The organism is Snodgrassella communis, from assembly GCF_914768045.1.
Classification (GTDB): Bacteria; Pseudomonadota; Gammaproteobacteria; order Burkholderiales; family Neisseriaceae; genus Snodgrassella; species Snodgrassella communis.
In genome coordinates this window covers 25176-51036 of the sequence record NZ_CAJZCD010000004.1, presented here as the reverse complement: position 1 = coordinate 51036, position 25861 = coordinate 25176, and the positions used below count along the sequence as shown (strand labels likewise).

The following is a 25861-nucleotide window of genomic DNA, read 5'->3' as shown; positions in this document are numbered from 1 at the left end:
TTTTAAGGTTGCTGTTTCGCCAGCATCTGTTGCAGGCTCTGCCAGGCGGGCGCTAATTCACTGAAACCATCTTCGGCCATTAGGTGGCCACCAGACGGCACATAATCGATACTGCTATGCAATGCATGGGCAATCGTGCTGCTGGCTGCTTCGGGAACATAGGGGTCATTGGTGGAAATTATGCTGTGTACCGGCATACTGATTTGCTGCAAAACGGTGAAATCGGGCTGGCTGGCATGGATATAGTCATCCAGTATCTTCAATTCAGGCAGCTGAGTGGTAAAGCCGGCTGCCAGTATCAGCCCGCCCACCCTCGCCGGCCGGTGCCGGCTGAGAAAGTGCAGTAAGGTGATGACGCCGAGGCTGTGGCCAATCAGAAAGGTGTTTGCCTGAGGCTGGCCGATAATCTCATCCAGTGTCTGCTGCCAGACTGTGGCCTGTGGACAGTCTGGTTCGGGCATGGCCGGCTGGATTACGGTGGCACCGGCAGCACGTGCCTGTGTGGCCAGCCAATCAAACCAGTTATCATGCGGGCTACTCTGAAAGCCGTGCACGATAAATACCTGCGGTGCTGCTGTGGTTGATGTATTGGCCATCAGAAATAACCTGCTTTCTTGCGTTCTTCCATTGCTGCTTCCGACACCTGATCATCCATACGAGTGGCATTGCGCTCGGAGATGGTGGTTTGTGCGGTTTCGGCTATGATTTCTGCGGCGGTGGCCGCTACGCTGGCTACGGGGCAGGTGCAGGAAATATCGCCCACGGTACGGAAGCGTACGCTGCGGATTGCGCTCACTTCGTTTTCTTTTTTCGGTGTCAGTTCGGTTACCGGCACCAGCATATTGCCGCGTTCTACTACTTCCCGCTGGTGCGCATAGTAAATCGGTGGCAAGGCAAGCTGTTCGCGCGCAATGTATTGCCAGATATCCAGTTCTGTCCAGTTGGAAATCGGGAATACGCGCATGTTTTCACCCGGATGCAGGCGGGTATTGTATAAATCCCATAATTCCGGCCGCTGGTTTTTCGGATCCCACTGCCCAAATTCATCCCGAAAAGAGAAAATCCGTTCTTTGGCACGGGCTTTTTCTTCATCCCGCCGCGCACCACCCATTAATGCATCAAAGCCATTGGCTTCGATGGTTTCCAGCAGGGTGATGGCCTGTGCGGCATTGCGTGAATCGGTAGCGCGGCGCAAGGTTACACTGCCGCGGCGGATAGAATCTTCTACGCTGCCAACAATCAGCCGCGCGCCCAACTGTTGTACGGTGGCATCGCGAAAAGCGATGACTTCTGGGTAGTTGTGTCCGGTATCTATATGTACCAGTGTCAGCGGTAATTGCAGGCTGTGTCCGGGAATCTGAAATGCTTTGACGGCCAGTGCCAGCAGTACTACTGAATCTTTGCCGCCGGAAAACAGCAACGCCGGATTACGCGCTTCGGCCACTACTTCGCGGATGATGTAAATCGATTCGGCTTCCAGCCAGTCCAGATGTTTGTCTTGAATACTCATGATGTTTCCGTTATGGCTGCCAAGCATGTCGGCCATGCCTGCAACGCTGGGTTGATTGCTGCCTATTTATGCAAACCACATTCTTTACTATCCTGACTTTCCCACCACCAGCGTCCGGCACGAATGTCTTCACCGGCTTTTACGGGACGGGTGCAGTGCTCACAGCCAATGCTTGGATAGCCTTGCTGGTACAGCTCATTTACCGGCAACTGCTGCATTCGGGCATATGCCCATACTTCGGTTTCCAGCCAGTCGGCCAGAGGATTGTATTTAGCGATGCCATGCGCTTTATCCTGTTCCGCCAGTGCTAACGCTGTACGCGTTGTCGATTGCTCCCGCCGCTGTCCGGTTATCCACGCATCGGCCTTGCTCAGGGCGCGCCCAAGCGGTTCGATTTTGCGGATATGGCAACATTCACGTCGCAAGGCAACGCTGTCATAAAAAGCCTGTTTGCCATGAGCAGCCACATAGGCATCAACGGCTTCTTCATCCGGCCGGTATTCGGTAATGCGGATACCCCAATGCTCATAGGCGGCACGCAGCAGCTTCTGTGTTTCGTTATTGAGTGCGCCGGTATTGAGGGTAAATACTTCAATTGGTAGCTGCGCGCGCACAATGACATCGGTAATCACCATGTCTTCAACCGCCAGACTGGAGGCAAATTTAATATGCTGATGCTGCCGTACAATCTGCTGTAAACGTGTCTGCAACTGGGCGGTTAAGGCCGGCAGGCGTTTGGCGGCGGCCGCATCATGCGGTGGTGTCCACAGGCGGGGGCGCAACATGGTTATGACTATCCTGAATCTATAATTTGTTAATCACAGCAACTGCTTAAGCAGATTACTGTCTGAATCACACGGATAGTAGCAAGCGCAGGCAACGGCAAGGAAAGAATAAAAATTTCTTTCTTTATAACCAAATCCCCAGTCTGTGCATGGCGATGGCAGATATAACTGCCAACGCTTTGGTTAGAAAAATTGCTTCTTTTTCAGGCGGGCACTGGTGATTATAAGATGGTGGACTAAATACAACGATAAGCCAGTATGAATCACTACCCGATATTTACTCATTTACACCAGCGCAAGGTGTTACTGGTAGGCGGCGGTCTGGTGGCCGAACGCAAGGCCAGTGCGTTAATACAGGCCGGCGCGCAGTTACAGGTGGTTGCAGAGCAGGCCACTGCTCAGTTTGCAGAGTGGTTTGCGGCACAACAGGCCGAATACATTAGCACGGAATTCAGCCCCGATTTATTAAATGGTGTGTTTCTGGTGGTTGCAGCCACCAGCGATCCTGCGCTGAATCAGCGTATTTTTCAGGCAGCCGAGGCGGCAGCCACTTTCTGCAACTGTGTCGATCAGCCGGCCTGCTGTTCCTTTATTGTGCCGGCACTGATTGACCGCAGTCCGATACAGGTAGCGGTGAGCAGTGGCGGCCACGCGCCGGTACTGGCGCGCCTGATTCGCCAGCAAATTGAAGTGTTGCTGCCATTCTCGCTGGGGCGGGTGGCTGCGGTAGCCGGACGCTGGCGCAAACAGGTGAAAACTGCCTTACGCAGCCTCAGTGAGCGCCGGCGTTTCTGGGAGCAGCTATTCCAGCATAGCCGCTTTGGCCAGCTCATTGCCAGTGGTGATGAAGCCGCAGCAGAAGCACTGTTACAGCAACAGTTAATTCAGCACCAGCCGCTGCCGCAGGGTGAAGTGGTGCTGGTCGGTGCCGGCCCAGGCGATGCCGGCCTGCTAACTTTACATGCTTTGCAAGCCATGCAGGCTGCGGATGTGGTGTTATACGATGCACTGGTATCGGCAGAAGTGTTGGCACTGGTGCGTCTCGATGCCTTAAAAATCAGTGTAGGTAAACGCTGCGGACAACATCAGGTGCAACAGCAGCAAACCAATGAACTGCTGGTAAAGTGGGCACAGCAGGGTAAGCGTGTGGTACGCCTCAAGGGCGGTGATCCGTTTGTCTTTGGCCGTGGTGGTGAAGAATGTGCGTTCCTGCATGCAGCCAATATTCCTTTTCGTATTATTCCCGGCATCAGTGCCGGTCTGGGGGCTACCGCCTATGCCGGTATTCCGCTCACGCACCGCGATTACGCCCAGCGTGTTTTGTTCGTTACCGGTCACCAGCAATTGGGCAGCCAAACATACGGCTGGCAGACGCTGGCTCGTGCACAGCAAACACTGGTGATTTATATGGGCACGTTGCAAGCAGCGGAAATCAGCCGGCAGTTAATTGCCCACGGGCGGGCGGGCAGTACGCCGGTAGCGATAATTTCGCATGGCACTCAGGTCAGCCAGCATGTATTAACCGGTGAACTGCATCAGTTAGCAGCACTGGCACAACAGGCTGCTACGCCAGCGCTGATGGTTATTGGGGAGGTGGTACGGTTGCGCCAGCAACTGGCGTGGTTTCAGCCACAGGACAACTCTGTCACCGGCGCGGCAGCAGCTTAGCCATAAGCTGCTTGCTGCCATAAAAAAACAGCACGTACACAGACGTGCTGTTTTTGTTTTCTGTACAATCGGTTTTAGCCTGCCCGTGCTGCTGTCTGGGCATAATTAGCCAAGCCAATTTCTTCAATCAGATCTAGCTGGGTACCCAGCCAGTCCAGATATTCTTCATTTATTACTTTTTGCTGCTCAAGCAAATCACGTGACACAAAGTCCAGCTGGTTTTCACACACGGCAATCGCATCGGCCAGCGCGATATGCTTGGCCTGTTCCGCCTGCTGGTCACACTGTAAAATCTCGGTGATGTTTTCACCCACCAGAATCTTGCCATATTCCTGCAAGTTGGGCAGTCCTTCCAGCAGCAGTATGCGTTCAATCAGTGCATCGGCACTTTTCATGTCGCGAATGGAATGTTTGTACAGCACTTCACCCAGCTCGGCAAAGCCCCAGTTGCGTAAAATTCTTGCATGTAAAAAATACTGATTGATGGATACCAGTAGCAAACCCAGATTTTTATTCAGTGCCTGTAAGGCCAAACGGTCACCCTGCATATTTTTCTCCTTACAACTGGTTTTGCAGATAGTTTGCCAAACCCATTACTTCAATCTGGCGTAATTGCTGTTCCAGCCAGTGAGCATGGTCTTCTTCGGTATCTTTCAACTGCGCCACCAGAAATTGCCGGGTGACATAATCCTGTTCCTGTTCACATAGTTTAATTGCATCTTTCAGGTTCTGGCGCACACTCAGCTCGGTAGCCAGATCATTTTGCAGCATACTCACTACATCAGTTCCGACATTGACGGCATCCGGCACCATGTTTGGCTTGCCATTGAGCATCAGAATACGGTGAATAAACTGGTGAGCATGGTCGGTTTCTTCCTGCATTTCATGATCTATGCGCTGAAAAAGCTGCATATAGCCCATATCTTCATACATGCGTGAGTGCGCAAAATACTGGTCACGGGCGGCCAGTTCTCCTGCCAGTAAACGGTTTAAACAATCGAGTACAACTTTTTTGCCTTCCATATCTGCTTCCTTTTTGCTCAAAGCTGTTCTGTTGCCATAGTCAGCCAGCTTTAATTAATCATTAAACATCTGTCACCAGTCTGGCATGATCCTGTAGCTATCATTACCAGAATAATTATTTAAATAGGATAAATTTTGCTATTAATTTTCATACGTGCGCCGCAAAAAAATATTTATTTAGCATATTAAACATATATTTGCATCACAGTCCTGTATCCAATGAAAATTTATGAGTATCAGTATTTTGAGTAGTCCTAGATTGCACACTCAGTTCAATCTGCGACCTGCATCCCTTTAAGCATTTGTATCAACTACGCAATACTTTAAATACAATAATCCATGCATCTATTTCGACTTATCATAACATTAAATTTCATGACGATTTTTATCTAAATGAGACTAATTTTCATCATTATTCACTTAAAATTTCTATATTTATAGATAATATTCAATTAAAACAAATTATTAGAACAATAATGGTTATCATCATTTATTAAAATCTTCCTGATCTCCCATTGCAGGTCGAAAAATTATAAAATATTTTTATTTATTAACTATATTTAACCTATAAAATGGCTTTTGTGCGCTTCGAATGATGAATCATCAGGTAGGCAGCCCGTGCTAGCTCACTGGTGGCACCCGTGACCAATATTTTCATGGTAGCAACACCATGCCTCCAAGTGTCAGGCCGGCAGCTGTACCAAACAGCATCAGTGGTTTACCCACATGCACCCGACCTGTCGTCCATGCTTCATGCATTACCGAAGGGAGGGAAGCGGCTACCTGATTACCGCGATAACGGTAAATATCCACATACTGATCCGGCCTGATATGTAGCTGCTTACAAATGTGTTTAATCGCCAGATGGCTGGCCTGATGCATCAGCACACAATCCACTTGTGGCATACTCAGACCGGCCTGTTGCAATAGACGTTCGGCAAAGCTTTCAATTAGTGTGGAGGCCAGTCTGAACAGCTGCTTACCTTTCATATCAAACAGGAAATCACTGTCCTCCATCCCTATCCGCAGATTACGCCGCGTCCCGCCAGCACGGATCTCACACAAATTTAACCCTTCAGGATAGGTTTCCAGTAAAAACGATAGAATACCACTGCTGCCATCGCCTTTTTCCACAATTGCACATGCTGCACCATCACCAAAAATCAGCGCAGATTCCTCATCATCCCAGTTAAGCCCGCGCGACGCCAGATCCGCAGCAACAATAGCAATGCGTCGATATACGCCCTGATTAAGCAGACAGGCTGCCATTTCCAGCGCAGTCATAAATCCGATACAGCTGTTATTGATATCAAAACTGGCGATATGCTGAGGCAAACCGCTAATTTTCAGAATATGCGCGGCTGTATAGGGTAAAGCCTGTGTACCGATTGCCGCAGCAGAAATCAGCAGATCTATAGATTCCGGTGCAATCTGCTGGCGTTGCAACGCATCGGTCAGCGCCATAACGGCCAGCTGTGCCTGACTGACATCATCAGTAATATGAAAACGGTGCTCAATACCGGAACGTCGCTGCACATAACCATCAGGCTTGTTAAAACGCCTGTCTAATTCAGATGACGTCACACATCTTGCCGGTACAGCGGCACCTGTAGACAGAATTTTTAAGGGCATAGTTGTACGGCCTGATTTTTGGGCAGTCATCCGTTTTTCCTCATGTTTTAATAGTCATCATTTAAAAAATAATCTAATAATAATGATGATTCAGCCTCTGTCTAATGATATGCGTAAACTGCAACAGATTACAAAATTAACCTATAAACTGATTATTCTGATCAAGCTAATACCGCTATTCTTAATAGTTTACAAATACAGATTTACCATCATATTTATTTTTAAACGAAATTTCTTACTATCCTGTATTTTTTAGACCCGCAATTGATGGCTATACTAAATAAAATTATGATAAATACACAAATTTAGTTAATAGGTTAATTTTTAATTACAATTATTTGTGTAGTACTTCACCAACAAACAATATATTTTTATTCATATAAAATATAATAAAGGCCTGTTTACATAATTCAGGCATTAAAAATAGCTATTCATACTAGCCATTTAAAAGCCGCAAAAAATCCGTACGGAAACTCATTTTTCCTGCTGACACTCGGCCAGAACAGATGGAAAGATCCCGTACGGATTAATCTGGATTACAAGCAAATTACTGCTTTACAGTACGATACCGCCAGTAACCCCATATACCTGAGCTGTTACATAACTGGATTCATCAGACATCAAGAAAACGTAGGTAGGTGCGAGTTCAGCAGGCTGCCCGGCACGACCAAGTATAGATTCACTCTGACCAAATTTTGGAATTGCTTCAGTAGGCTGGCCACCGGTGATTTCCAGTGCAGTCCAGATTGGGCCTGGTGCCACAGAATTTACTCGGATACCTTTTGCGGCTACCTGTTTGGCTAATGCCTGAGTAAAGGCCACAATCGCTGCTTTAGTTGCAGCATAATCCACCAGATTGGCACCGGGCTCAAAAGCCTGTACAGAACTGGTGGTAACGATGGTTGCACCAGCGGGCAGATGAGGCATAGCAGCCTGAATTACCCAGAACAGGGAAAATACATTAACCTCAAATGTTTTTTTCAACTGTTCCGTACTGATATCACAGAAACGCTCTACTGCAGTCTGTTTGCCGGCAACCAGAGTTAAGCCATCCAATCCGCCCAGCTCTGTACGCGCTTTTTCAACCAACTGTTTACAGAATTGCTCATCACTTAAATCACCGGGAATGCAGACCACTTTACGGCCGGCTTCCTGCACCAGTGCCGCAACCTGTTTTGCATCTTCTTCTTCCTCGGGCAAATAGTTAATTGCCAAATCTGCACCTTCACGGGCGTAAGCAATAGCTGTAGCGCGCCCGATACCCGAATCGGCACCAGTCACCAGAATTTTTCGTCCGCACAAACGGCCATGACCTTCATAACTTTGTTCACCACAATCTGGAACCGGATCCATTTTGCTTTGCAGACCCGGTGCAGACTGAGACTGTTTAGAAAAATCTTGATGATAGTACTTGGTTCTTGGATCTTGTAAACCTTCTTGATGATTCATAATACATCTCCATGTTTAACAATGCTTTATCCAAATGGAACAGCAAAACCATCATACGACAGATTATTATGCGAGCAAAGAAAGTTTCCTGTAATTTATGTCAACATTGTAGTTAAAATTTATTAATCTCAATGGCTTAGATTTTTATATACACATTATGACAGAATATAACCAAAGCAGGATGAATACTAAACGTAATTATCCATATCCAGCACAACAACCTGCTGCGGTAAACCTCAGAAACGGTGCGTATACGAAACACCAGCAATATGTGCATTTGAGCGGTAGTCAGCTATACCACGTACGTTACTTGATACATGTGCGCCCTGATCCTGCTGGTTCATATGTGTATGTTGAATATGCAGATAAGCGTACGACACGGCTACAGTATCGTTTTTGTTTACATCATATTTCACGCCACCACCAAACAGCCAGCGGTTACCATCTGGAATGGTTGACAGCCGTGTGGTTGAGCTACGCACCGGCGACTGGTCATAATTAACGCCAAACCGCCACTGCAAATGCGGATTCTGCTGATAAGAAGCGCCTACCCCAACCGCATAGGTGTCTCGCCAGTTGGTGGCAATATGTGTGGTATTCGAAGTAACCCCATGTACCGGGTCAATCGTTTTATCATGTTCAAACTGAATATCCAGCTGATGCAGACGCGACGAACGTGTCCAGCTCACATTACCAAACACATTCCACTGCGGATTCACTTTCCACATGCCGTGCAGCGACACCACTTCCGGCGTGGTAATTTGTACCTCTGCACTTTCCAAAGATTTAAAGCCAAACTGCTCAAACAACGGTGCATAGTTTTTCGCGTAGCTGCCCATTGGCTGCCAGCGTGCAGTACCGTGCAAATGCTGGTTAATTTTGGAACGATAGCTGATACCCACCCGCACATCATCATTCATATCCCACAGCCAGCCGGCATTGAAACCATAACCCCAATCATTGCCCTTAACTGTAGCGCGCGCATCAAATGCGCCTGGCGCTTTCTGATGCAATGCAGCCTGCGGGATGCCAAACTTTGCACTGCCTACCGGCGCAAAATCGGCATATTTCTGCACTTCCGCATGCAGGTATTGCGCAATCAGTCCTACACCAATTGAATGCCGCTCATTAATTTTATATGCCACAGCCGGATTAATATCCAGTGCTTTCACATTAGTTTTATTCACATTATAACGCAGCACCGAATCTGAACTGTCATTGGTTCTGGCTGCATACGGAATATATACCCCCAGCCCCATACCCCATTTATCATTCAGGCGGTGGGAAAAATACAGCTGCGGCACCAGTTGTGCCGTATTGGCAATATTGCCGTGTTCAGGTCCCTGCACTGAAGAGCCGTCTGTAAACGTACCACGGGCATTATGGTATTTAATCTCAGGTTTGATTACAAACAGATTGGTATCAATCTGCGTACCATCCAGATTCACCAGTCCGGCCGGATTAGTTACTATAGTTGCCGCATCTGCGGCCTCTGCTGCTGCCGCATTACCGGTTGCTACCGCTGTTACCGACTGTAACCCTAAATGATATCCAGAAGCATATACAGGAGAAATAATCATAGCAGCACTCATAAATGCAGTGCTTATCTTCATCACAACTGGTAAACGTCTTATCATCGTGTTGTTTCTCAAAAGCCGAAAATAAAAAAGACCTAATTAAAGGTCTGAAAACAAATAAAAATTCAATAAAAATTGAAAATCAACTAAATTTGAGTGTTTATTCTAACTCAAAAAAACAAAAATTGCCGTTTAATAGTCTTACAATTATTCAACTAAATTAAATTCCTGATATCTGAATATAATTCTTCTTCACCCTAAAGGCATAAGAATTCAACCTAACGGCCATTCCTGTATAAATTGAAATTACTAAACCTCACTAACATATAAACACCTGCAAATCAGACTGACAAATTAAAACCACAAAAATCAAATAACAGCGAAATTATTTTAATCCACCCAAACTTGAAACATATATGTGCAGCAAAACCTGCTGTCTAAGTCCCATGCCAGTGATGGTCATCAGCTAACTGAGAAGCCATAAATATTCAAAACACAAATACAGCCAGAAAATAATTATAAAAAACTTGATACAGCCAAACATCAAAGCCCATTACTGCACCACTTCTGTATTTGCCCGACTTTGCAATCATTAATTATTTTTTATACAGCAGCTGCCGCATACCAAGGCAACCTGTACAACAAAGTATTACAAACAGCGCAACCGTAATTTCGGCCATTTTTTTCGGAAGCATCCATTTGAAAGCCATTTACAGCAGCCTGTACCAATGGTTACACTGTCACATTATTCTTGGTTCTCATGGTTACACAGCAATGTTTCAACGACTGAAGCGTACCTGGCCATTATTATTGTTATGGCTGGATCTGATTTACGGTTTCGGCCTGAATATTGTTGCCAGCATTTCACTAGAACCAACACCGGTGCCACGAAATAATTTACCGGTATCACCAGAAATCGCTTTCAGCTGGTTGCAAGTAATCGCCAATGGAGGCATGGTATTAACCCTCAGCTTTACCTTCTACATCCTGCTGCAACTGAATCGTGCCGTGCAGCGACATCAGTTCTGGCCACTGACACCGGTAAGAGTGGCCGCACTGCTGATTGTACTGGCTTTCAGCCTGCCTGCATGGTGGCAATGGTTATGGGCATTATGGGCACTGGTTCACGGCCATCATGTCATTGAATGGCATAATCTGCATTATCTCATGGTTTCAATCCTGTTACTGTATCCGGCTGGCTTGTGTCTGCATTTACTCTGGATCCGGTATCGGCAGCACAGTAGTATGGATGATTCGGATAACTCCGGCCAACCTGCAAGCACTCAGTCACCATCCTGATTAACCGGCGCAGCCTCAAGCAAACACTGGCTGCTGGCTAATATAGGGTAAAATATGCGCCAGCAATACAGTTGCAAATTAAACTTATATGAACACACAATCCATTACGACCTTACTCAACAGCATCATCATTCCAGCCAGTAACCGTACTTTGGGCAGTGAAAAAGCCGTAAGTAACGTTACCATCGACAGTGATGGCATTCATCTTGACCTTACCTTTCCCTATCCGGTTGCACACCTTATTGAAGAACTGCAACAGCGTATCGATCAGGCTATCACTGCCGAATTTGGCGATACACCATTATTTGTACAGGTACAGCTGGCTATCGGCAAACATAAAGTACAGCCTGGCGTACAGACCATTGCCGGCGTAAAAAACATCATCGCCGTAGCGTCAGGCAAAGGTGGGGTAGGTAAATCCACCACCAGCGCCAATCTGGCGGTAGCTTTAAGCCGTATGGGTGCGCGCGTAGGTGTGCTTGATGCCGATATTTACGGCCCCAGCCAGCCCACTATGCTTGGTGTGGCCGGACAAGAACCGTGCCAGCATGCAGGTCAGATGATTCCAGTGATGGCTGCCGGTGAAATTCAGGTGATGTCAGTGGGCTTTCTGGTCGATACCGATCAGGCAGTTATCTGGCGCGGTCCGATGGTGAGTCAGGCCTTGCAGCAGCTACTGTTTCAAAGTCAGTGGGATGATGTGGATTACTTGATTATCGATTTACCACCCGGTACCGGCGATATCCAGCTGACACTGGCACAGAAAATTCCGGTTACCGGTGCTGTAGTAGTCACCACCCCGCAGGATGTGGCTCTGATTGATGCACGCAAAGCTGTGAATATGTTTCAGAAAGTCAATATTCCCATTTTTGGCGTGCTCGAAAACATGTCCGTACATATCTGTTCTCAATGTGGCCATACTGAATCCATTTTCGGGCAGGATGGCGGTAAAGAACTGGCAGCCACACTTGGCGTTCCCCTGCTGGGTCAGCTACCATTAACATTGACTGTACGTGAAGCCATGGATAACGGTACCGCCTGCATACTGGCACAACAGCAGCCTGAAATTGCCAATCTGTACGAACAAGCCGCATGGAAACTGGTTCAGGCACTGGCAGATCAGGGCAAAGACTACAGCCAGCGTTTCCCCAAAATTGTGGTTGAATAAGCCTCAACAAACAGAGACAGTTTCCCAACCATGCGCTAATATTCATAGCGGTTGCAACTGCACAACCGTTGACATAGTCTACCCGCGCCCGGCTACGCAGCAGAAGCAGCAATACCGGGCTAACCCATTGTTATCCATAATAACTATGGTGATGCCATTTTATGAACACACCGTTTTGGCCTTTACTGGCTCTACTTGCTGATGGTCAGGCACATAATGTCCGAACACTGGCAAATACCCTGAATAAAAAAATTCCCCAGCTCAATGCAGCCTGGCAGGAAATGCCTGTCCATATCCAAAATCTGCTGCGTCAACACAATGACATCTGGCAACTCACCAAAACCTTGGCACTGATACCAGAACACATTTTTAATGATTGTGCCCGCCAGCATGGGTTTAATCCGCGCCTGCTGGTACAAACCACCTCCACCAACACCATCCTACTGGAGCAACTGCGCCACGCCCCTACTGACATCCCGCCCCAAATCTGTCTGGCCTATGAACAGACTGCTGGCCGTGGCCGGCAGGGTAAGTCATGGCAAAATCGTATCGGCGAATGCCTGATGTTCAGCCTGAGCTGGTCATTCCTGCGTCCACAGGCTCAATTAGGCGGTCTGGCACTGGTTGTAGCACTGGCTGTAGCCCAAACCCTGCGCGAGCTAGGCATAACAGCACAAATCAAATGGCCGAATGACCTGATGCTGGATAACAGCAAACTCGGTGGCATCCTGATTGAAACCATACCACAACAGAAACAAACTACCGCCATCATCGGTATTGGCTTAAACTTCAGTATTCCCGATCAGATAGGCACAGCCACTGCCATTCAGTCACTACAGCCGCAGGCACAGGTAACACAGATTTTTCAGGGTATTCTGGCTCGGCTGGTACAATACCTTCCACACTTCAATCAGCATGGACTCAACCCGTTTCTGAATGATTACAATCTGCTGCATCGTGATCAGGGACAATTGGTACATCTGTTAGTCGATGGCTGTAACCTTGCCGAAGGCACAGTCAGTGGCATTGCTGCGTCTGGAGCCCTGCTGCTGCAAACTGCCAGCGGTGAACGTAGCTTTGTTACCGGCGAAATCAGCCTGCGCCCGGGCGCAGCGCAGTGCCCCAAGACACAGAGCAGCAAAAAACGTTATCTACTGCTGGATGCGGGCAATAGCAAACTTAAATGGGCATGGGTAGAAAACGGTTGCATACTCAGCTATGGCAAAGCAGCCTATTACAACCTGCAACCTTTAATACAGGACTGGGCACAACATGGTGCCAGCGTACAACGCATTATCGGCTGTGCTGTTTGTAGCAAAGTACGTCAGCAACAAATTGCCAGCATACTGCCGTGCTCAGTAACGTGGCTGTCCTCCATGCCGGAAGCGCTTGGCATCTATAATCATTACCGCAATCCGGCTGAACATGGTGCCGATCGCTGGTTTAACGTAATTGGCTGCCGGCGTTACAGCCAGCAGGCCTGCGTCGTGATCAGCTGTGGTACAGCCGTCACAATAGATGCGCTTACCGATAACAATCATTATCTGGGTGGCAGCATCCTGCCGGGATTTCACTTAATGAAAGAAGCCTTATCCAAACGCACAGCCAACCTCAACCGCCCACTAGGCAAACCCTATGCTTTTGCCACTACCACACCGAATGCCATGGCCAGCGGCATCATGGATGCAGTCTGTGGTGCCATCGTACTGATGCATACGCGCCTACAACAGAAAATCGGCGCCGGCAAGCCTGTCGACATCATTATCACCGGCGGCGGTGCCAATAAAGTAGCTCAGGCATTACCCAATACATTTGTCTTAGACAACCGCATTGAAATTGTGGATAATTTAGTGATTTACGGTTTACTCAATTGGGTTGAATACGCATGAAATGGCTGTTTGCAATCTTAGTAGCATTAAATATTATTGTTTTCGGCAGCATGATAGCTGGTAAATTGGTACATGGTATTTCTGCCTCGCCCGCTGTGGCCAGTGTGGCCAGTGCCCCCAGCCCTGCTGTTGAAACGGTCGCACCAGCCAATCCGGACATCAGTGTGCGCCACGATGTTGAGGCGACTGCCAGCAGCATGCCGGTTGCCAGAACCGCCAGCAAAATCGATACCGTTGCGGCTAACAAACCAAAGACAGACAATCCCACTAACGTGGACAAATCCGACAAGTCCGACAAATCGGAAAAACCGACTACACCCACAACCAATACCTGTACTGCCACAGTCACCCTGCCAGAAGATGATTTTCACCGAATCAAAGGTCTGCTTAATCACTGGCCGTTTACCACCAGCCGCTTCATCGAACAGGTCAGCAACACAACCAAACCACATCGTGCACCCACACCCACCCGTTACATGGTGGCACTCTCCTCCAGTAGCGACAGCAACACGCGTGCGCGTCTACAGGAGCAAGGTTTTGACTACGGAATCAATCAGGGCAAAGTCAGCCTCGGTGTATTCAACCGACGCGAAGACGCCGAAAGCTTAATGGCACGCGCCAAAATGCAGGGATTCAGCGATGCTTTCGTCACCACTCTGGGCGGCAGCAGCAGTGACAGTGATAGTGACAGCCAGTCTGCTCACTCCGCCACCAGCATTGCCAAAATGCGCGTTGTATTCAGTAGCGTGGACAACTCAGCCATACATGACATTAACGCCATTACTGGTCGTTACGGCCGTATACAACGCAGCGGTAACTGTCAGTAAGCTAGCAAATCGCCCAGAGGCTTCATGAGTACCCGTGCAGTTATCCTGAAAAACATATCCGCCAATCTGTTACTACAACTGATAACTGCACTGGGCGGATTCATTCTTCCGCCACTGATTGTCGTTACCTATGGTTCGGCTACCAATGGCATGCTCGCCTCCATCAAACAGTTTATTGCCTATCTCACCCTGCTTGAGGCTGGCATTGGCGCCGCCGCTATTGTTGCCCTCTATCAGGCACTCACCACCCGCGACAACCAGCTGCGTAATCGCATTCTCGCAGCCACCCATCACTTCTATCGCATTTGTGGCAGCCTGTTTGTCATTGCGCTACTGGCACTGGCCATCCTGCTTGCATGGCTTACCCACAACGAAATCAGCGCCAGCCTCACCTTTTATATGGTACTGGTAATGGGTGCGGTCAACATCCTTGATTTCTTCTTGTTTGGCAGCTACCGCGCACTGCTCACCGCCGACCAGAAAACCTACATCATTTCCACCATACAGGCTGGTAGCATCCTCGCCAACATTGCCGTCTGCTACTGGCTGATTAGCGCCGGTTATAACATCCTTACCGTACAGATAGCCTCTACCCTGATACAGGCGAGTAAATTCCTGCTCTACCGCCAGTATGTCAAACACCACTACGACAACCTGAATCAGTACTACAACAAACACAACGCCTACAAGCTGCAACAAACCTGGGATGCCCTCACCCACCAGCTTACCGGCCTGCTTATATTCAGCTCCCCACTGGTATTGATTACCCTTTTCCTGTCACTAAAAGATGCCAGCATTTACGCCGTCTATGCCCTGATTTTTGGTGCCATCAAAATGGCTCTACAATCCCTGTCGCAGGGGATGCAAGCCATCTTCGGCCATAGTCTCGCCACCAACCCCGAACGTGTCCGGCACAACTTCTGCCGCTATAATCGCCTCTTCATGTGCTTTCTCGGCTGGGTTTACACCTGTACCGGCCTACTGCTGACACCTTTTATTCAGCTCTACACCCACAACATGACTGATGCCAACTACCACCAGCCAGCATTGGCCATTCTGTTTTTACTGGTAGGCATCATCGAAAACAGCCGTATCCCCAGCATGACCATCATCATGGCCGCTGGCCGCTACAAAGCCACCAAACCACAGGCACTGCTTGAAGCAGGTCTCAACATTGCCTGCTCCCTGTGCTTTATCCAGTTATGGGGCAGTGCCGGCATCCTCTTGGCCGCACTGGTATCCTTCCTTTACCGCAGCAGCGAAATGGTACATTACACCTGCAAACATATCCTGTCCCTGTCCTGCATACGCCCTTACCTGTTATGGCTGGTGGTATTTGCCACCATCGCCATCACCATCACCATCGGCTGGCAACCCGTCAGCAGCATCAGCGTACACAACTATCTGGACTGGATTAAACTGAGCTGCATTACCGGCCTGAGCACCGCCATACCTTTCGCCCTTCTGCTGTTTCTCATCTATCGCCGTCCTGCCCAATGATACCCAAACTGATTCACTACTGCTGGTTTGGCTCTCAGCCACTACCTGCCACCACCCAGCGCTATCTGGATAGCTGGCGCCAGTTTCTGCCCGACTACCAAATCCAGCTATGGAACGAACACAACTTCGACTATCAGGCCAATCCCTACGCCCGCGCCGCCTACGCCGCCGGCAAATATGCCTTTGTTGCCGACGTCTGTCGCATTCAGGTACTGTATCAGCACGGTGGTATTTATCTGGACACTGACGTACAGATGGTGGCCTCATTCGACCCTTTCCTGCACCATCACTGCTTTACTGGTTTCGAGCAGGGCATGAATCCCTACACCCGCCAGCTCACCTGTAACCCACAGGCCGGCGTCATGGGCTGTGAAGCCGGCAGCACCCTCATGCAGGACATCTGGCAGCAATACCAGAACCTCGAATTCAACCCGCAGCAACTCATCACCATCAATCAGCTATTCAAACAGCTCTACCAGCAGCACGGCATTATCCTCAACAACCAGCAGCAGGAAGTCCCCGGCTACGTCTGCGTCTACCCCAGCGACTACTTCATGGCCAAAAACGCCTATACCCATGAACTGAACCGCACCGCCAATACCGTCTGCATTCATCACTACGATGGCACATGGCTTAACGACAGCAAACGCATCGACCAGCTCAAACGCCGGCTACTCAACCTCCTGAGAACCACCCTCGGCGCCCACAACAGCCAGAAACTCATCACCCTGCTCAAACGGAAACATTAATGAACACCAACACCGACAATGCCCCGATTGATTTCGTCCTGCCATGGGTAGATGGCAGCGACCCGGCATGGCAGGCTGAAAAAAACCACTACCTGCCCCAGCATCATGGGCGCAGCGATGCCACCGGCAGCAACCGCTATCAGGACTTCGGTACCCTGCGCTACGTACTGCGCTCTATTGAACAAAATTGCCCGTGGTATCATAAAATTTACCTGATAACCGCCGATCAGCGCCCGCACTGGTTACAAACCGGCCATCCAAAAATCGAAATTGTCAGCCATCAGCAATTGTTTATCCAGCCGCAGAACCTGCCCGTATTCAACTCATCTGCCATCGAAATGAATCTGGTCAACCTCAAAGGCCTGAGCGAACACTTCGTCTACCTCAATGATGACACCGTTATCCTGCGTCCCACCCCGCGTGAACGCCTGTTTCAGCACGGCCTGCCGGTCGACTTTCTCTGCCATGGCTGGCTCAAGCGCAGTGCCCTGTTTCGCCGTCTACGCGGTCAGAACAGCTGGGTAGACGCCCTCAACAACAACATCGCCCTGATTAACCGCATCTATAAACCCGCTACCCTGAACACACAGCAACTTTTTGCCCCCAGTTACAGCCTGCGCGAAAAACTCAGCAACACCCTGCTTAAATATCTCCACCGCCACTACTTCTGGTTTGCCCACTGGCACCTGCCCCAGCCATATACCCGCAGCACCCTGCAACAGGTCTATCAGCATTTCCAGCCGGAAATCCTCGCCTGCACGGCCAACCGCTTTCGAGCTCACAACGACCTCACCATCTACCTCAACCGCTACTGGCATCTGGCCAGCGGTGCTTTCGTCCCTCATAAACACAACGATGGCTTCGTACGCAACATCAGCAATCTGGCTGAACTCAACAGCGCCATCGAATACCTGCACCAACATCCTGAAATCCGTTTTGTCTGCCTCAACGACACCTGCACCAGCAATAACAGCAGCGAACTGGCACAACTCAACACTATCCAGAACACATTCTACGAACACTACCTGCCCAACCCGGCCTCATTCGAACAAAACAGCAGCCAGTTGCCACTGCCATCGCATCTATAATTATAAAAAAATCAACAGCTATCCTTAATTTAACAGCACAAACCCACCGCGCCGGCCACCCAAGCGGCACCGACCAACATTGTTGCGATATAATAAACAAATCTTCACAGATTACCGGTACAGACACCCACTGCTGCCAGCACAATGAGAACCCGTCCTTTTTCCGTTCTGCTTTCCCTGTATGCACAGGAACAACCTGACTGGCTCAGCACCTGTCTGGATAGCCTGTGCACGCAGAGCATACAACCAGAAGAAATCATCATCGTACTGGATGGCAGCATTGGCACCGAATTGCATCACGTACTCAGCCACTACCAAACCCGGCTGCCGCTGCAAATCATCCCCCTGCCACAACACGTCGGCCTTGGTAACGCCCTCAATATCGGCTTGCAGCATTGCCAGCATGAATGGATCATGCGCATGGACACCGACGACATCTGCGCACCAGAACGCTTTGCGCACCAATGGGCATATATCCAGCAACACCCCCAAATAGCCCTGTTCAGCGGCCAGATAGCCGAATTCAGTACCACCCCGGAACACACCAGTGCCGTCAGACAAGTGCCCCTTAGCGACAGTGCCATCCGCCACTATGCCCAATGGCGCAATCCCATCAACCACATGGCTGCCGCCTATCGGAAAAGTGCCGTACAGGCAGTAGGCGGCTATCAGCACCACCAGTGGATGGAAGACTACAACCTGTGGCTGCGTCTGCTAGCTGCCGGTTTTCCCGCTGCCAACCTGCCCGAAATCCTCGTCTACGCCCGCGCTGGCCACAACATGCATGCACGCCGGCGCGGACTGCGCTACCTCAGCAGCGAATGGCAGCTTCTGCGGCTTAAACACCGCCTCCATAGCCAGCCCCTATTACCTGCCCTAAGTTGCTTTGTCCTGCGCAGCAGCAGCCGTCTGCTGCCTGCAAATCTGCTGGGCAACCTCTACCAACATTTGCGCCTGAACAAATAAAGCACCTATTATGCGAAGTTTATTGTCCTACAAAAGTCGCCTTTTCTTCGGTACCCTGCTGGTCATGCTGTTGCCACTAGCCATCATGGAGCCTATCAAAGGCTTCTCTCAGGGGCGTGCTGCCTTCCTCACCAGCATCGTCCTTGCCGGCATTGCCCACATCCTCAACACCAAATCCCTGTCCGTATTCAGCAATTTTCCCGGCAGGAAATCCGCTGTCATTGCCCTGCCGCATACTTACTTCTGGTTTTTCGGCATGTGGATGGCCGCCAAATTCTTCAACCTACCCTATACCGTGTGGTTCCTGTTTATAGCCGGCTGCGTGTCACTCTTTCTATGCGTAGCCTACATCTACTACCGCAACAAATTCATCACCACCTACGCCTACCTGCCCTATGGCCGTGCCTTAAATGCCGACCAGCTGCCCAACGTCAACTGGATAAAACTTACCAGCCCCAGCCTGCCCGCAGCCACCACCATCAACGGCATCGTCGCCGACCTGCACGAACCCGAACTTGATCATCACTGGCAGAAATTCCTTGCACGCCAGACCCTCAACGGCATGCCCGTCTACAACATCCGTCAGGTAGAAGAATTTCTAACCGGCCGCGTCAAAATTCATCACCTATACGAAAACGACCTCGGTTCCCTTTTACCCTCACCTACCTACGTCCTCATTAAACGCGTCACAGACATCCTGCTTATCCTGCTTTCTGCCCCCATTACCCTGCCGGTAATGCTTATCACCGCCATCGCCATCAAACTCGAAAGCCCCGGTGCCATCCTGTTCCGCCAGAATCGCGTCGGGCGCGGCGGGCACGAATTCTGCATCTACAAATTTCGCAGCATGTGCAGCGACTCCGAAAAAAATGGCGCCCAAATGGCACAACTAGGTGACGCCCGTGTCACCCGCATCGGACACATCATTCGCAAAACCCGCATCGACGAACTCCCCCAGTTCTGGAACATCCTCAAAGGCGACATGAGCCTTATCGGCCCACGCCCCGAACAAAAAGTATTTGTCGACCAGTTTATTCAGGAAATCCCCTTCTACGACTACCGCCACATCGTCAAACCCGGCATTTCTGGCTGGGCTCAGGTCACCCAAGGCTATGCCGCCGACACCGAACAGACCCAGATAAAAATCGAACACGATTTTTACTACATCAAACACTTCTCCTTCTCACTGGACATACTCATATTTTTTAAGACCCTCAAAACCATGCTCACCGGCTTCGGCGCACGCTAAACCAGCAATCACCATAACAAACGCTACCAGTAAAACCATACCGGTAGCGTTACAACCCACATAACCACCTATACCGTACAAAAAGCAATTGGATAGACTACACCAATTCATACAACCTTATTAGGAGAGACTTCACACAAGAAAGGGAAAAAAATACATCAACAACAATATGCCAGCCGAATTTTCAGTACTGATTTCAAAGCGCAAATGATTACACCTTAGCAGCAAGGAAAATCATGCAGCTAATTGATCAAAGAATATAATTTGCTCGCACCCGCTTTAGACCTTTGCATCAGCCAATCAGGCAAAAGAGTTTATTGAAGAATAATCAACACTATATAAAATAAAAAGCTTGGCATATAGGTAAAAGAACGAGTAGAACAGGACATAAATTTCATGAATAAAAAATTACTAACTATTGATGAAAAAAATACCCTATTGCATGGAGATTTAATTCTAAAGATTGCTTACTGTCTTCTGCTGAAAAAAGCAAAATTGTTTTTCTTGATCCGGAAGAATCTGATCATCTCTGGAACATGACATTTCCATTTGAGCATATAATTAAAATGGACTCATCATTCTTCTCAGTTATAGAAAAAATTAATTTAAATTTTGAGCATCCTAAAGAATCTTCTTTATTCTTTAAAAAAAGATTAACAGACAGCTCACTTGTTTTTTTCTTTTGGAGTAAAAAAGCAAGTGCGATTATACCTACGGATATTTTCGTAAAATCATGGGATGATTTTTTTTATCCTAGTGATGAAACAAGTATTCTTTTTATTGCCAATAGGAATAAAATGATTTTTTCTTACGAAGAAACATTTTTTTACGTAGATATATTACGTAACTATCCCCTAAAACAACCTAGTTTTGCAGAAATTTCAGCTTAACGCCTGCTTTGGTTTTCGCCAACATTTCGCTGACATTTTCCCCCAGATGCAAGGCCAGACCGATAGTAAGCATATCAATTACCATCAGCTGTAACAGGCGAGAAATCATTGGCGTGTATTTTTTACTGTCTTCTGGCGTGATAACACTAATCACGCAATCGCAAGCTTGGGCTACCGGTGAATCGGCGCGGGTAAGACCAATAATTTTAGCACCATTTCCTTTGGCAATTTTGATGGCATCAAGTAAATCGCGTGATGAACCGGAATGGGAAATAACTACCAGTACATCCTGTGGAGACAGCACAGCAGCAGCCATCAGCTGCACATGACTATCAGTATAGGCTACTGTAGACAAGCCAAAACGAAACAGTTTGTGCTGAGCATCCATTGCTACAATACCGGAATTACCGGCACCATAAAATTCGATACGGCGGGCTTTAGCCATAAGCTTTACTGCTGTATCCAGATCAGCGGCATTAAGCGAATTGCGACTGCCCAACACAGTGGCCGCAGTGTTAGCGATAACTTTATTGAGCACATCCTGCATAGAATCTGTGCTGTTCAGTTCTTCATGCACATAAGGCATACCGTCATGGCCAATACTGGCTGACAGGTTGAGTTTGAATTCTGAAAGCCCACTAAAGCCCATACTGCGACAAAAACGAATAACAGTAGGCTGGCTGACACGGGCTTCTTGGGCAATATTGGCAACAGCTGCTTGCACAAACCATTTACTCTGAGCCAGCACACACTCAGCCACCCGGCGCTCTGCCGAGGATAATTCAGGTAATTTCTGGCTGATCCTAGCTAACATTCTGCGCTCCTGTTTTACTGGAACAACAAAACAAAAACAGAAATATATCTGTTCACTGCATGCATAATAAACCTGCTGATTTCTCTTAATATTGCCCGTTTATCCTAATCATGAGCATAAACAAATGCAATATCATTGGCACAGATTAGCGATAATGGCATAGCAATAAAACGATCATAGTTATTATTGTTGCCGTATTAGCTATGTTTTTAGTATATGCAACGTCCTAAATCAGTTTTCTGACTGCCTAGCAGCAATACTGGCCTAATGCGTTGAATATAATCTCAAGCAAGCGCTGATTATCCACACTTTCCATGACATTGACAGGCTGATGAATTACTTCAGGCATACCCACAGTAAGTCTTAAAGCACCTTCTTTCCAGCGTCGGCTACTGGCACGAGTACAGTCGCGCGCAGTGGATACGTCAACAATATAGGGCGAGCTGGTAACGATATCACTGTCTATCAGTTTGGCCACACATAAAACATCATGAATCCAGCAGCCCGCCAGATGGCGGGTCTGGATGGAATAATCCATCCATGGGCGTGAAGTGCGCACGATAAAGTCGGTTAGCGGATTAGCAAAGCTTTGCAGTTTATCCAAATCCTGATGGGTAAGCATAGTCTGGGTGGTGACATCCAGAGGCGCCAGTGTAATATTGGCACCGCTTTCAATTACAATTTTGGCCGCTTCAGGGTCGACTGCAAAGTTGGTATCTTTCAGATAGCCGTCCAACTGAAAAACACCGCCCATGATAACGATTTCAGCTACCGAACGGGCAAAATCCGGATATAGTTGAATGGTATGGGCAATATTGGTCAGAGGGCCGATGGCTACCACGGTGATTTCACCAGGGTTGCCACACACCAGTTCGCCAATCGCCTGCGCCGCATGAGGTGCGCTGTAGTCATTGAGTGCGGGCAATGGCGGCAGATTGTCCCATAAAGAGAGCAACCCCTGTTTGCGAACATTATTATCCAACTGTTCGCGCCATGGAGCAGCCGGTTCAATCAATGCCTGTGCCGCACCTTTAACTACCGGTATATCTTTATTCAGCTCTTGCAATAGCTGGCGAGCTACCCGATAGCCGGTATCACGTGGGGTATTACCGGCTACAATAGTAATAAGTTCAAGTTTAATTGAATCTGCGGCCAATGCCAGCGCCAGTGCCAGACCATCATCAACATTTGCCCCTGCAATGCCATTACCGGGATCACAGTCAATCACGATGCGCTTCATAAGTATTACCTATGCGTCAATGGTAACGGAGTCAGTAGCTGACTCCGGTACATATGTTTCAATCAGTTTGTCAAAACGATTAAATGGCGTCTTCTACCGCATTCAGATCGCGCCCGCGGGTTTCCGGGGCAAAGAATGTGGTGAAGAAACCAATGCCGGCCATGGCTGCAAAGTATATGGCAATCGGCCACCATGTATGATAATGATTAAGTAATACCGAGGCGACTAATGATGCGGTGCCACCTGATATGATTCCACCGAGTTCTTTGGCCAGTGCCATTTTGGAATAGCGGTTACGTACACCAAACAGCTCCACACCATAGGCTGCCTGCACACCAAAAATACCCAGTGAAGCCAGACACATACCGATAACAATAATACTGGCTACAATAAAGGGATCACGGGTTTCCAGAAACATATAGGCCGGAACGGCATACAGCATCAGCAAGAAACAAAACCAGCGGTAAACAATACGGCGACCATAACGATCAGACAACCAGCCAGCAAAAGGTATCACAAAGAAACCGAGCAACGAGGCAACGAATACCGCTGTAGTGGCAACGGTTTTATTAACGCTCAGAACATTAACTACATACCCAATGACAAAACCCTGCGCAAGATAAGATGGGCCGTTTTCGCCGATGCGCAAGCCCAGCATCACAAAAAAGGCCTTATTCCTTGCCCAGAACGAAGTTTTGCTGGACAGAGTATCAACTGGTGATTGGGTAGAAGTAACGGTTTTAGGTTGTGCTTGTAGTTGTTTTAATTCGTTTTGTTCCTGTTCGAAAACGGGTGTTTCACGTACATGCCGGCGGATAAGGGTTGCAGCGACGGCAATCAGGGCACTGAGGATAAATGGGATACGCCAGCCCCAAGTGATTATATCATCTTCATTCAGCCTTAATACCAATAGCCATACCGCAGAAGCAATCAACGTACCGCTGTTGGAACCAATACCAATAATGGAAGCAATTAAGCCACGATGTTTTGGCGGTGCATACTCTCCCAGCATAACCGTAGCACCTGAAAGCTCGGCACCGGCACCAAAGCCCTGTACAAAACGTAATACAACTAAAATCATGGGGGCCCATAGACCAATAGTGGCGTAGCTGGGAATAAAGCCAATCAGGGTGGTGGAAATCCCCATCAGGGCAATGGTGGTTACCAGTACAAATTTCCGTCCTTTACGGTCGCCCAGCCGGCCAAAGAAAATGGCACCAATCGGGCGGGCAACAAAACCAACTGAATAAGTGGCAAAACTTGATAACAAAGCAACTGTGGGGCTAACATCCGGAAAAAATACTTTGCTGAATACTAGGCCTGCGGCCAGGCCATACAGGGCAAAATCCACATATTCCATGGTGGTACCAAGCCAGCAGGAAAGTGTTGCCTTAATAAATTCCAGTCGTCCTTCGGGGGTGGCTAAACGTTGTTCAGCTGCGCTCTGCTTATGGCTGTCAACTGACGATTGTAAGTCACTCATTCAAATATCCTATGGTTACAAATCAGGGTAATACTACTTAGAAACAAAAGGTTAAAACAAAATTTCCAGCACAAACTTGCTGCCGAAATAAGCCAGCATCAGGCTGACAAATGACACAATGACCCACCATGCCACTTTTTTCCCGCGCCAGGCCTGCGTATGGTGTCTGAACAGGATAACCAGATAGATCAGCCACGACAGCACGCCAAACACCGTTTTATGGTTAAAGCGTGCCGGTTCACCAAATACAGCCTCGGAAAATACTGTGCCACTGATAGCCGCAATAGTCAGAAGCACAAATCCCGTTTGCAGACCTTGAAACATTAATTTTTCAATTGCCAGCAATGGCGGCAGGAATGATTGCTGCGGTACCGTTTTGCGCCGGTGCAGATAATGGTTACGCACCAGCATCAGCCCGGCCAGCAGTGTGGTGATGCCAAACAAGGCATACGCCAGCAAAGCCGACAACACATGTATCATGAAAGCACTATTGTGCATCGGATAAGCAGTAGGCTGCCCCGGCAACAGCCAAGCAACCAGCAACACCACTGCTGAGCAGGGAAACAACGCCAGCTGCAACCCTTGCAGCCGATAACGAAAACTACCCACCCAGTACAGCAGCACCATTAGCCAGGTAATGAGATTAAGCGCATGACCAAACCCCACCAGCAGCACTCGTTGCTGTAACATGGGCTGCCACACCACAAAAGTATGCAGCAGCAATACCAACAACAACAGCAACTGCTCGCCTCGCAACGGATAAGCCACATCAGTATGGCGTTGCCAAAACCGCCATGCCAGTACAGAAAGCACAGCATAGGCAAGAATAAGCACCAGCAACAATAAGCTCATGATTTTTCCGCAGCAATAGCGCGCCAAAACTTGGCGCGCATAGTGTAAAATAGGCATTTATTTATCACGATGCCTGCTCCAGACTTGGGCAGGCATCGCAACAGGACGCCATTTTATAACCAAATCGCTTCTTGTCCTACCCATTTATTGCGTCAATTACAGACAACAGCCAATTTTCACCCGATATATACAGGCTGCTTACA

23 protein-coding genes are annotated in these 25861 nt (G+C 48.5%); 11 read left to right on the top strand and 12 right to left on the bottom strand.

All coding sequences use genetic code 11. The features are described 5' to 3' along the window. Nucleotides 1–2 precede the first annotated feature (2 nt). From MJ761_RS05445 to MJ761_RS05435, 3 genes are all read right to left on the bottom strand, one after another. On the bottom strand, nucleotides 3–596 hold the full coding sequence (locus MJ761_RS05445; RefSeq protein WP_093091814.1) for an RBBP9/YdeN family alpha/beta hydrolase: 594 nt from the start codon (nucleotides 594–596) through the stop codon (nucleotides 3–5). Further along, nucleotides 596–1510 (bottom strand): sulfate adenylyltransferase subunit CysD, encoded by a 915-nt coding sequence (cysD, locus tag MJ761_RS05440; RefSeq protein WP_093091988.1) that lies wholly within the window; start codon nucleotides 1508–1510, stop codon nucleotides 596–598. Before cysD ends, MJ761_RS05445 begins: the two co-directional genes overlap by 1 nt. Before the next feature lie 62 nt (nucleotides 1511–1572). Next, complete coding sequence (locus MJ761_RS05435) at nucleotides 1573–2295, bottom strand: phosphoadenylyl-sulfate reductase (protein WP_093091812.1); 723 nt, start codon at nucleotides 2293–2295, stop codon at nucleotides 1573–1575. A 258-nt stretch (nucleotides 2296–2553) separates the two neighbouring features. On the opposite strand from MJ761_RS05435, the gene cysG reads away from it, so the two are divergent. Further along, nucleotides 2554–3963: a siroheme synthase CysG gene (gene cysG / locus MJ761_RS05430; protein ID WP_093091810.1), complete on the top strand. Its 1410-nt coding sequence runs from the start codon at nucleotides 2554–2556 to the stop codon at nucleotides 3961–3963. Between the two features lie 74 nt (nucleotides 3964–4037). Here cysG and bfr (MJ761_RS05425) read toward each other — a convergent pair whose 3' ends face one another. The 5 genes from bfr (MJ761_RS05425) to MJ761_RS05405 form a co-directional block, all read right to left on the bottom strand. Continuing rightward, nucleotides 4038–4511, bottom strand: coding sequence for a bacterioferritin (bfr, locus tag MJ761_RS05425; protein WP_093091808.1), 474 nt, complete (start codon nucleotides 4509–4511; stop codon nucleotides 4038–4040). A gap of 10 nt (nucleotides 4512–4521) precedes the next feature. Further along, nucleotides 4522–4986 (bottom strand): bacterioferritin, encoded by a 465-nt coding sequence (gene bfr, locus MJ761_RS05420; RefSeq protein WP_093091806.1) that lies wholly within the window; start codon nucleotides 4984–4986, stop codon nucleotides 4522–4524. Nucleotides 4987–5640: 654 nt separating this feature from the next. Next, nucleotides 5641–6648: a 3-oxoacyl-[acyl-carrier-protein] synthase III C-terminal domain-containing protein gene (locus MJ761_RS05415; protein WP_093091804.1), complete on the bottom strand. Its 1008-nt coding sequence runs from the start codon at nucleotides 6646–6648 to the stop codon at nucleotides 5641–5643. A 525-nt stretch (nucleotides 6649–7173) separates the two neighbouring features. After that, nucleotides 7174–8067 (bottom strand): SDR family oxidoreductase, encoded by an 894-nt coding sequence (locus MJ761_RS05410; protein ID WP_093091802.1) that lies wholly within the window; start codon nucleotides 8065–8067, stop codon nucleotides 7174–7176. Between the two features lie 236 nt (nucleotides 8068–8303). After that, complete coding sequence (locus tag MJ761_RS05405; RefSeq protein ID WP_176715061.1) at nucleotides 8304–9659, bottom strand: OmpP1/FadL family transporter; 1356 nt, start codon at nucleotides 9657–9659, stop codon at nucleotides 8304–8306. Nucleotides 9660–10343: 684 nt separating this feature from the next. On the opposite strand from MJ761_RS05405, the gene MJ761_RS05400 reads away from it, so the two are divergent. The 10 genes from MJ761_RS05400 to MJ761_RS05355 all read left to right on the top strand — a co-directional run bounded on the left by MJ761_RS05400 (nucleotide 10344) and on the right by MJ761_RS05355 (nucleotide 21269). Continuing rightward, the gene (locus tag MJ761_RS05400) at nucleotides 10344–10943 is read left to right on the top strand and encodes a hypothetical protein (protein ID WP_093091798.1); all 600 of its coding nucleotides are present in this window, start codon (nucleotides 10344–10346) and stop codon (nucleotides 10941–10943) included. Between the two features lie 88 nt (nucleotides 10944–11031). Then, nucleotides 11032–12111, top strand: a complete 1080-nt coding sequence (gene apbC / locus MJ761_RS05395; protein ID WP_093091796.1) for an iron-sulfur cluster carrier protein ApbC — start codon at nucleotides 11032–11034, stop codon at nucleotides 12109–12111. Between the two features lie 161 nt (nucleotides 12112–12272). Next, the gene (locus MJ761_RS05390; RefSeq protein ID WP_093091794.1) at nucleotides 12273–14000 is read left to right on the top strand and encodes a biotin--[acetyl-CoA-carboxylase] ligase; all 1728 of its coding nucleotides are present in this window, start codon (nucleotides 12273–12275) and stop codon (nucleotides 13998–14000) included. Beyond that, entirely contained in the window at nucleotides 13997–14827 is an 831-nt protein-coding gene (locus MJ761_RS05385; RefSeq protein WP_093091792.1) for an SPOR domain-containing protein, read from the top strand. Before MJ761_RS05390 ends, MJ761_RS05385 begins: the two co-directional genes overlap by 4 nt. A 24-nt stretch (nucleotides 14828–14851) precedes the next feature. Then, entirely contained in the window at nucleotides 14852–16327 is a 1476-nt protein-coding gene (locus MJ761_RS05380) for a lipopolysaccharide biosynthesis protein (RefSeq protein WP_093091790.1), read from the top strand. Further along, nucleotides 16324–17076 carry a glycosyltransferase family 32 protein gene (locus MJ761_RS05375; RefSeq protein ID WP_093091788.1) on the top strand — a complete coding sequence of 251 codons (753 nt, stop codon included), beginning with the start codon at nucleotides 16324–16326 and terminating at the stop codon, nucleotides 17074–17076. Before MJ761_RS05380 ends, MJ761_RS05375 begins: the two co-directional genes overlap by 4 nt. Beyond that, nucleotides 17076–18164: a stealth family protein gene (locus MJ761_RS05370; protein ID WP_093091786.1), complete on the top strand. Its 1089-nt coding sequence runs from the start codon at nucleotides 17076–17078 to the stop codon at nucleotides 18162–18164. The genes MJ761_RS05375 and MJ761_RS05370 overlap by 1 nt, the downstream gene beginning before the upstream one ends. Before the next feature lie 144 nt (nucleotides 18165–18308). Beyond that, nucleotides 18309–19130 carry a glycosyltransferase gene (locus MJ761_RS05365; RefSeq protein WP_093091784.1) on the top strand — a complete coding sequence of 274 codons (822 nt, stop codon included), beginning with the start codon at nucleotides 18309–18311 and terminating at the stop codon, nucleotides 19128–19130. Nucleotides 19131–19140: 10 nt separating this feature from the next. Then, nucleotides 19141–20379 (top strand): exopolysaccharide biosynthesis polyprenyl glycosylphosphotransferase, encoded by a 1239-nt coding sequence (locus MJ761_RS05360; RefSeq protein WP_093091782.1) that lies wholly within the window; start codon nucleotides 19141–19143, stop codon nucleotides 20377–20379. A 536-nt stretch (nucleotides 20380–20915) separates the two neighbouring features. Then, nucleotides 20916–21269 (top strand): hypothetical protein, encoded by a 354-nt coding sequence (locus MJ761_RS05355; RefSeq protein ID WP_218060200.1) that lies wholly within the window; start codon nucleotides 20916–20918, stop codon nucleotides 21267–21269. Here the strand turns inward: MJ761_RS05355 and MJ761_RS05350 are convergent. The 4 genes from MJ761_RS05350 to MJ761_RS05335 all read right to left on the bottom strand — a co-directional run bounded on the left by MJ761_RS05350 (nucleotide 21244) and on the right by MJ761_RS05335 (nucleotide 25658). Continuing rightward, a complete protein-coding gene (locus tag MJ761_RS05350) occupies nucleotides 21244–22083 on the bottom strand; it encodes a MurR/RpiR family transcriptional regulator (protein ID WP_093091780.1) in 840 nt (279 codons plus the stop codon). The genes MJ761_RS05355 and MJ761_RS05350 overlap by 26 nt on opposite strands. A gap of 247 nt (nucleotides 22084–22330) precedes the next feature. Next, entirely contained in the window at nucleotides 22331–23323 is a 993-nt protein-coding gene (locus MJ761_RS05345; protein WP_093091778.1) for a nucleoside hydrolase, read from the bottom strand. Between the two features lie 79 nt (nucleotides 23324–23402). Next, nucleotides 23403–24806: an MFS transporter gene (locus MJ761_RS05340; protein ID WP_093091776.1), complete on the bottom strand. Its 1404-nt coding sequence runs from the start codon at nucleotides 24804–24806 to the stop codon at nucleotides 23403–23405. A gap of 51 nt (nucleotides 24807–24857) precedes the next feature. Beyond that, nucleotides 24858–25658, bottom strand: coding sequence for a cytochrome C assembly family protein (locus tag MJ761_RS05335; RefSeq protein ID WP_093091984.1), 801 nt, complete (start codon nucleotides 25656–25658; stop codon nucleotides 24858–24860). Between the last annotated feature and the right edge of the window lie 203 nt (nucleotides 25659–25861).

Coding starts and splice junctions, on each gene's coding strand:
- MJ761_RS05350 (WP_093091780.1), bottom strand. CDS start 22,083: ATGTTAGCTAGGATCAGCCAGAAATTACCTGAATTATCCTCGGCAGAG.
- MJ761_RS05435 (WP_093091812.1), bottom strand. CDS start 2,295: ATGTTGCGCCCCCGCCTGTGGACACCACCGCATGATGCGGCCGCCGCC.
- MJ761_RS05415 (WP_093091804.1), bottom strand. CDS start 6,648: ATGACTGCCCAAAAATCAGGCCGTACAACTATGCCCTTAAAAATTCTG.
- MJ761_RS05355 (WP_218060200.1), top strand. CDS start 20,916: ATGACATTTCCATTTGAGCATATAATTAAAATGGACTCATCATTCTTC.
- apbC (WP_093091796.1), top strand. CDS start 11,032: ATGAACACACAATCCATTACGACCTTACTCAACAGCATCATCATTCCA.
- MJ761_RS05360 (WP_093091782.1), top strand. CDS start 19,141: ATGCGAAGTTTATTGTCCTACAAAAGTCGCCTTTTCTTCGGTACCCTG.
- cysD (WP_093091988.1), bottom strand. CDS start 1,510: ATGAGTATTCAAGACAAACATCTGGACTGGCTGGAAGCCGAATCGATT.
- bfr (WP_093091808.1), bottom strand. CDS start 4,511: ATGCAGGGTGACCGTTTGGCCTTACAGGCACTGAATAAAAATCTGGGT.
- MJ761_RS05370 (WP_093091786.1), top strand. CDS start 17,076: ATGAACACCAACACCGACAATGCCCCGATTGATTTCGTCCTGCCATGG.
- MJ761_RS05380 (WP_093091790.1), top strand. CDS start 14,852: ATGAGTACCCGTGCAGTTATCCTGAAAAACATATCCGCCAATCTGTTA.
- MJ761_RS05410 (WP_093091802.1), bottom strand. CDS start 8,067: ATGAATCATCAAGAAGGTTTACAAGATCCAAGAACCAAGTACTATCAT.
- MJ761_RS05385 (WP_093091792.1), top strand. CDS start 13,997: ATGAAATGGCTGTTTGCAATCTTAGTAGCATTAAATATTATTGTTTTC.
- bfr (WP_093091806.1), bottom strand. CDS start 4,986: ATGGAAGGCAAAAAAGTTGTACTCGATTGTTTAAACCGTTTACTGGCA.
- MJ761_RS05365 (WP_093091784.1), top strand. CDS start 18,309: ATGAGAACCCGTCCTTTTTCCGTTCTGCTTTCCCTGTATGCACAGGAA.
- MJ761_RS05340 (WP_093091776.1), bottom strand. CDS start 24,806: ATGAGTGACTTACAATCGTCAGTTGACAGCCATAAGCAGAGCGCAGCT.
- MJ761_RS05445 (WP_093091814.1), bottom strand. CDS start 596: ATGGCCAATACATCAACCACAGCAGCACCGCAGGTATTTATCGTGCAC.
- cysG (WP_093091810.1), top strand. CDS start 2,554: ATGAATCACTACCCGATATTTACTCATTTACACCAGCGCAAGGTGTTA.
- MJ761_RS05335 (WP_093091984.1), bottom strand. CDS start 25,658: ATGAGCTTATTGTTGCTGGTGCTTATTCTTGCCTATGCTGTGCTTTCT.
- MJ761_RS05405 (WP_176715061.1), bottom strand. CDS start 9,659: ATGAGTGCTGCTATGATTATTTCTCCTGTATATGCTTCTGGATATCAT.
- MJ761_RS05390 (WP_093091794.1), top strand. CDS start 12,273: ATGAACACACCGTTTTGGCCTTTACTGGCTCTACTTGCTGATGGTCAG.
- MJ761_RS05345 (WP_093091778.1), bottom strand. CDS start 23,323: ATGAAGCGCATCGTGATTGACTGTGATCCCGGTAATGGCATTGCAGGG.
- MJ761_RS05375 (WP_093091788.1), top strand. CDS start 16,324: ATGATACCCAAACTGATTCACTACTGCTGGTTTGGCTCTCAGCCACTA.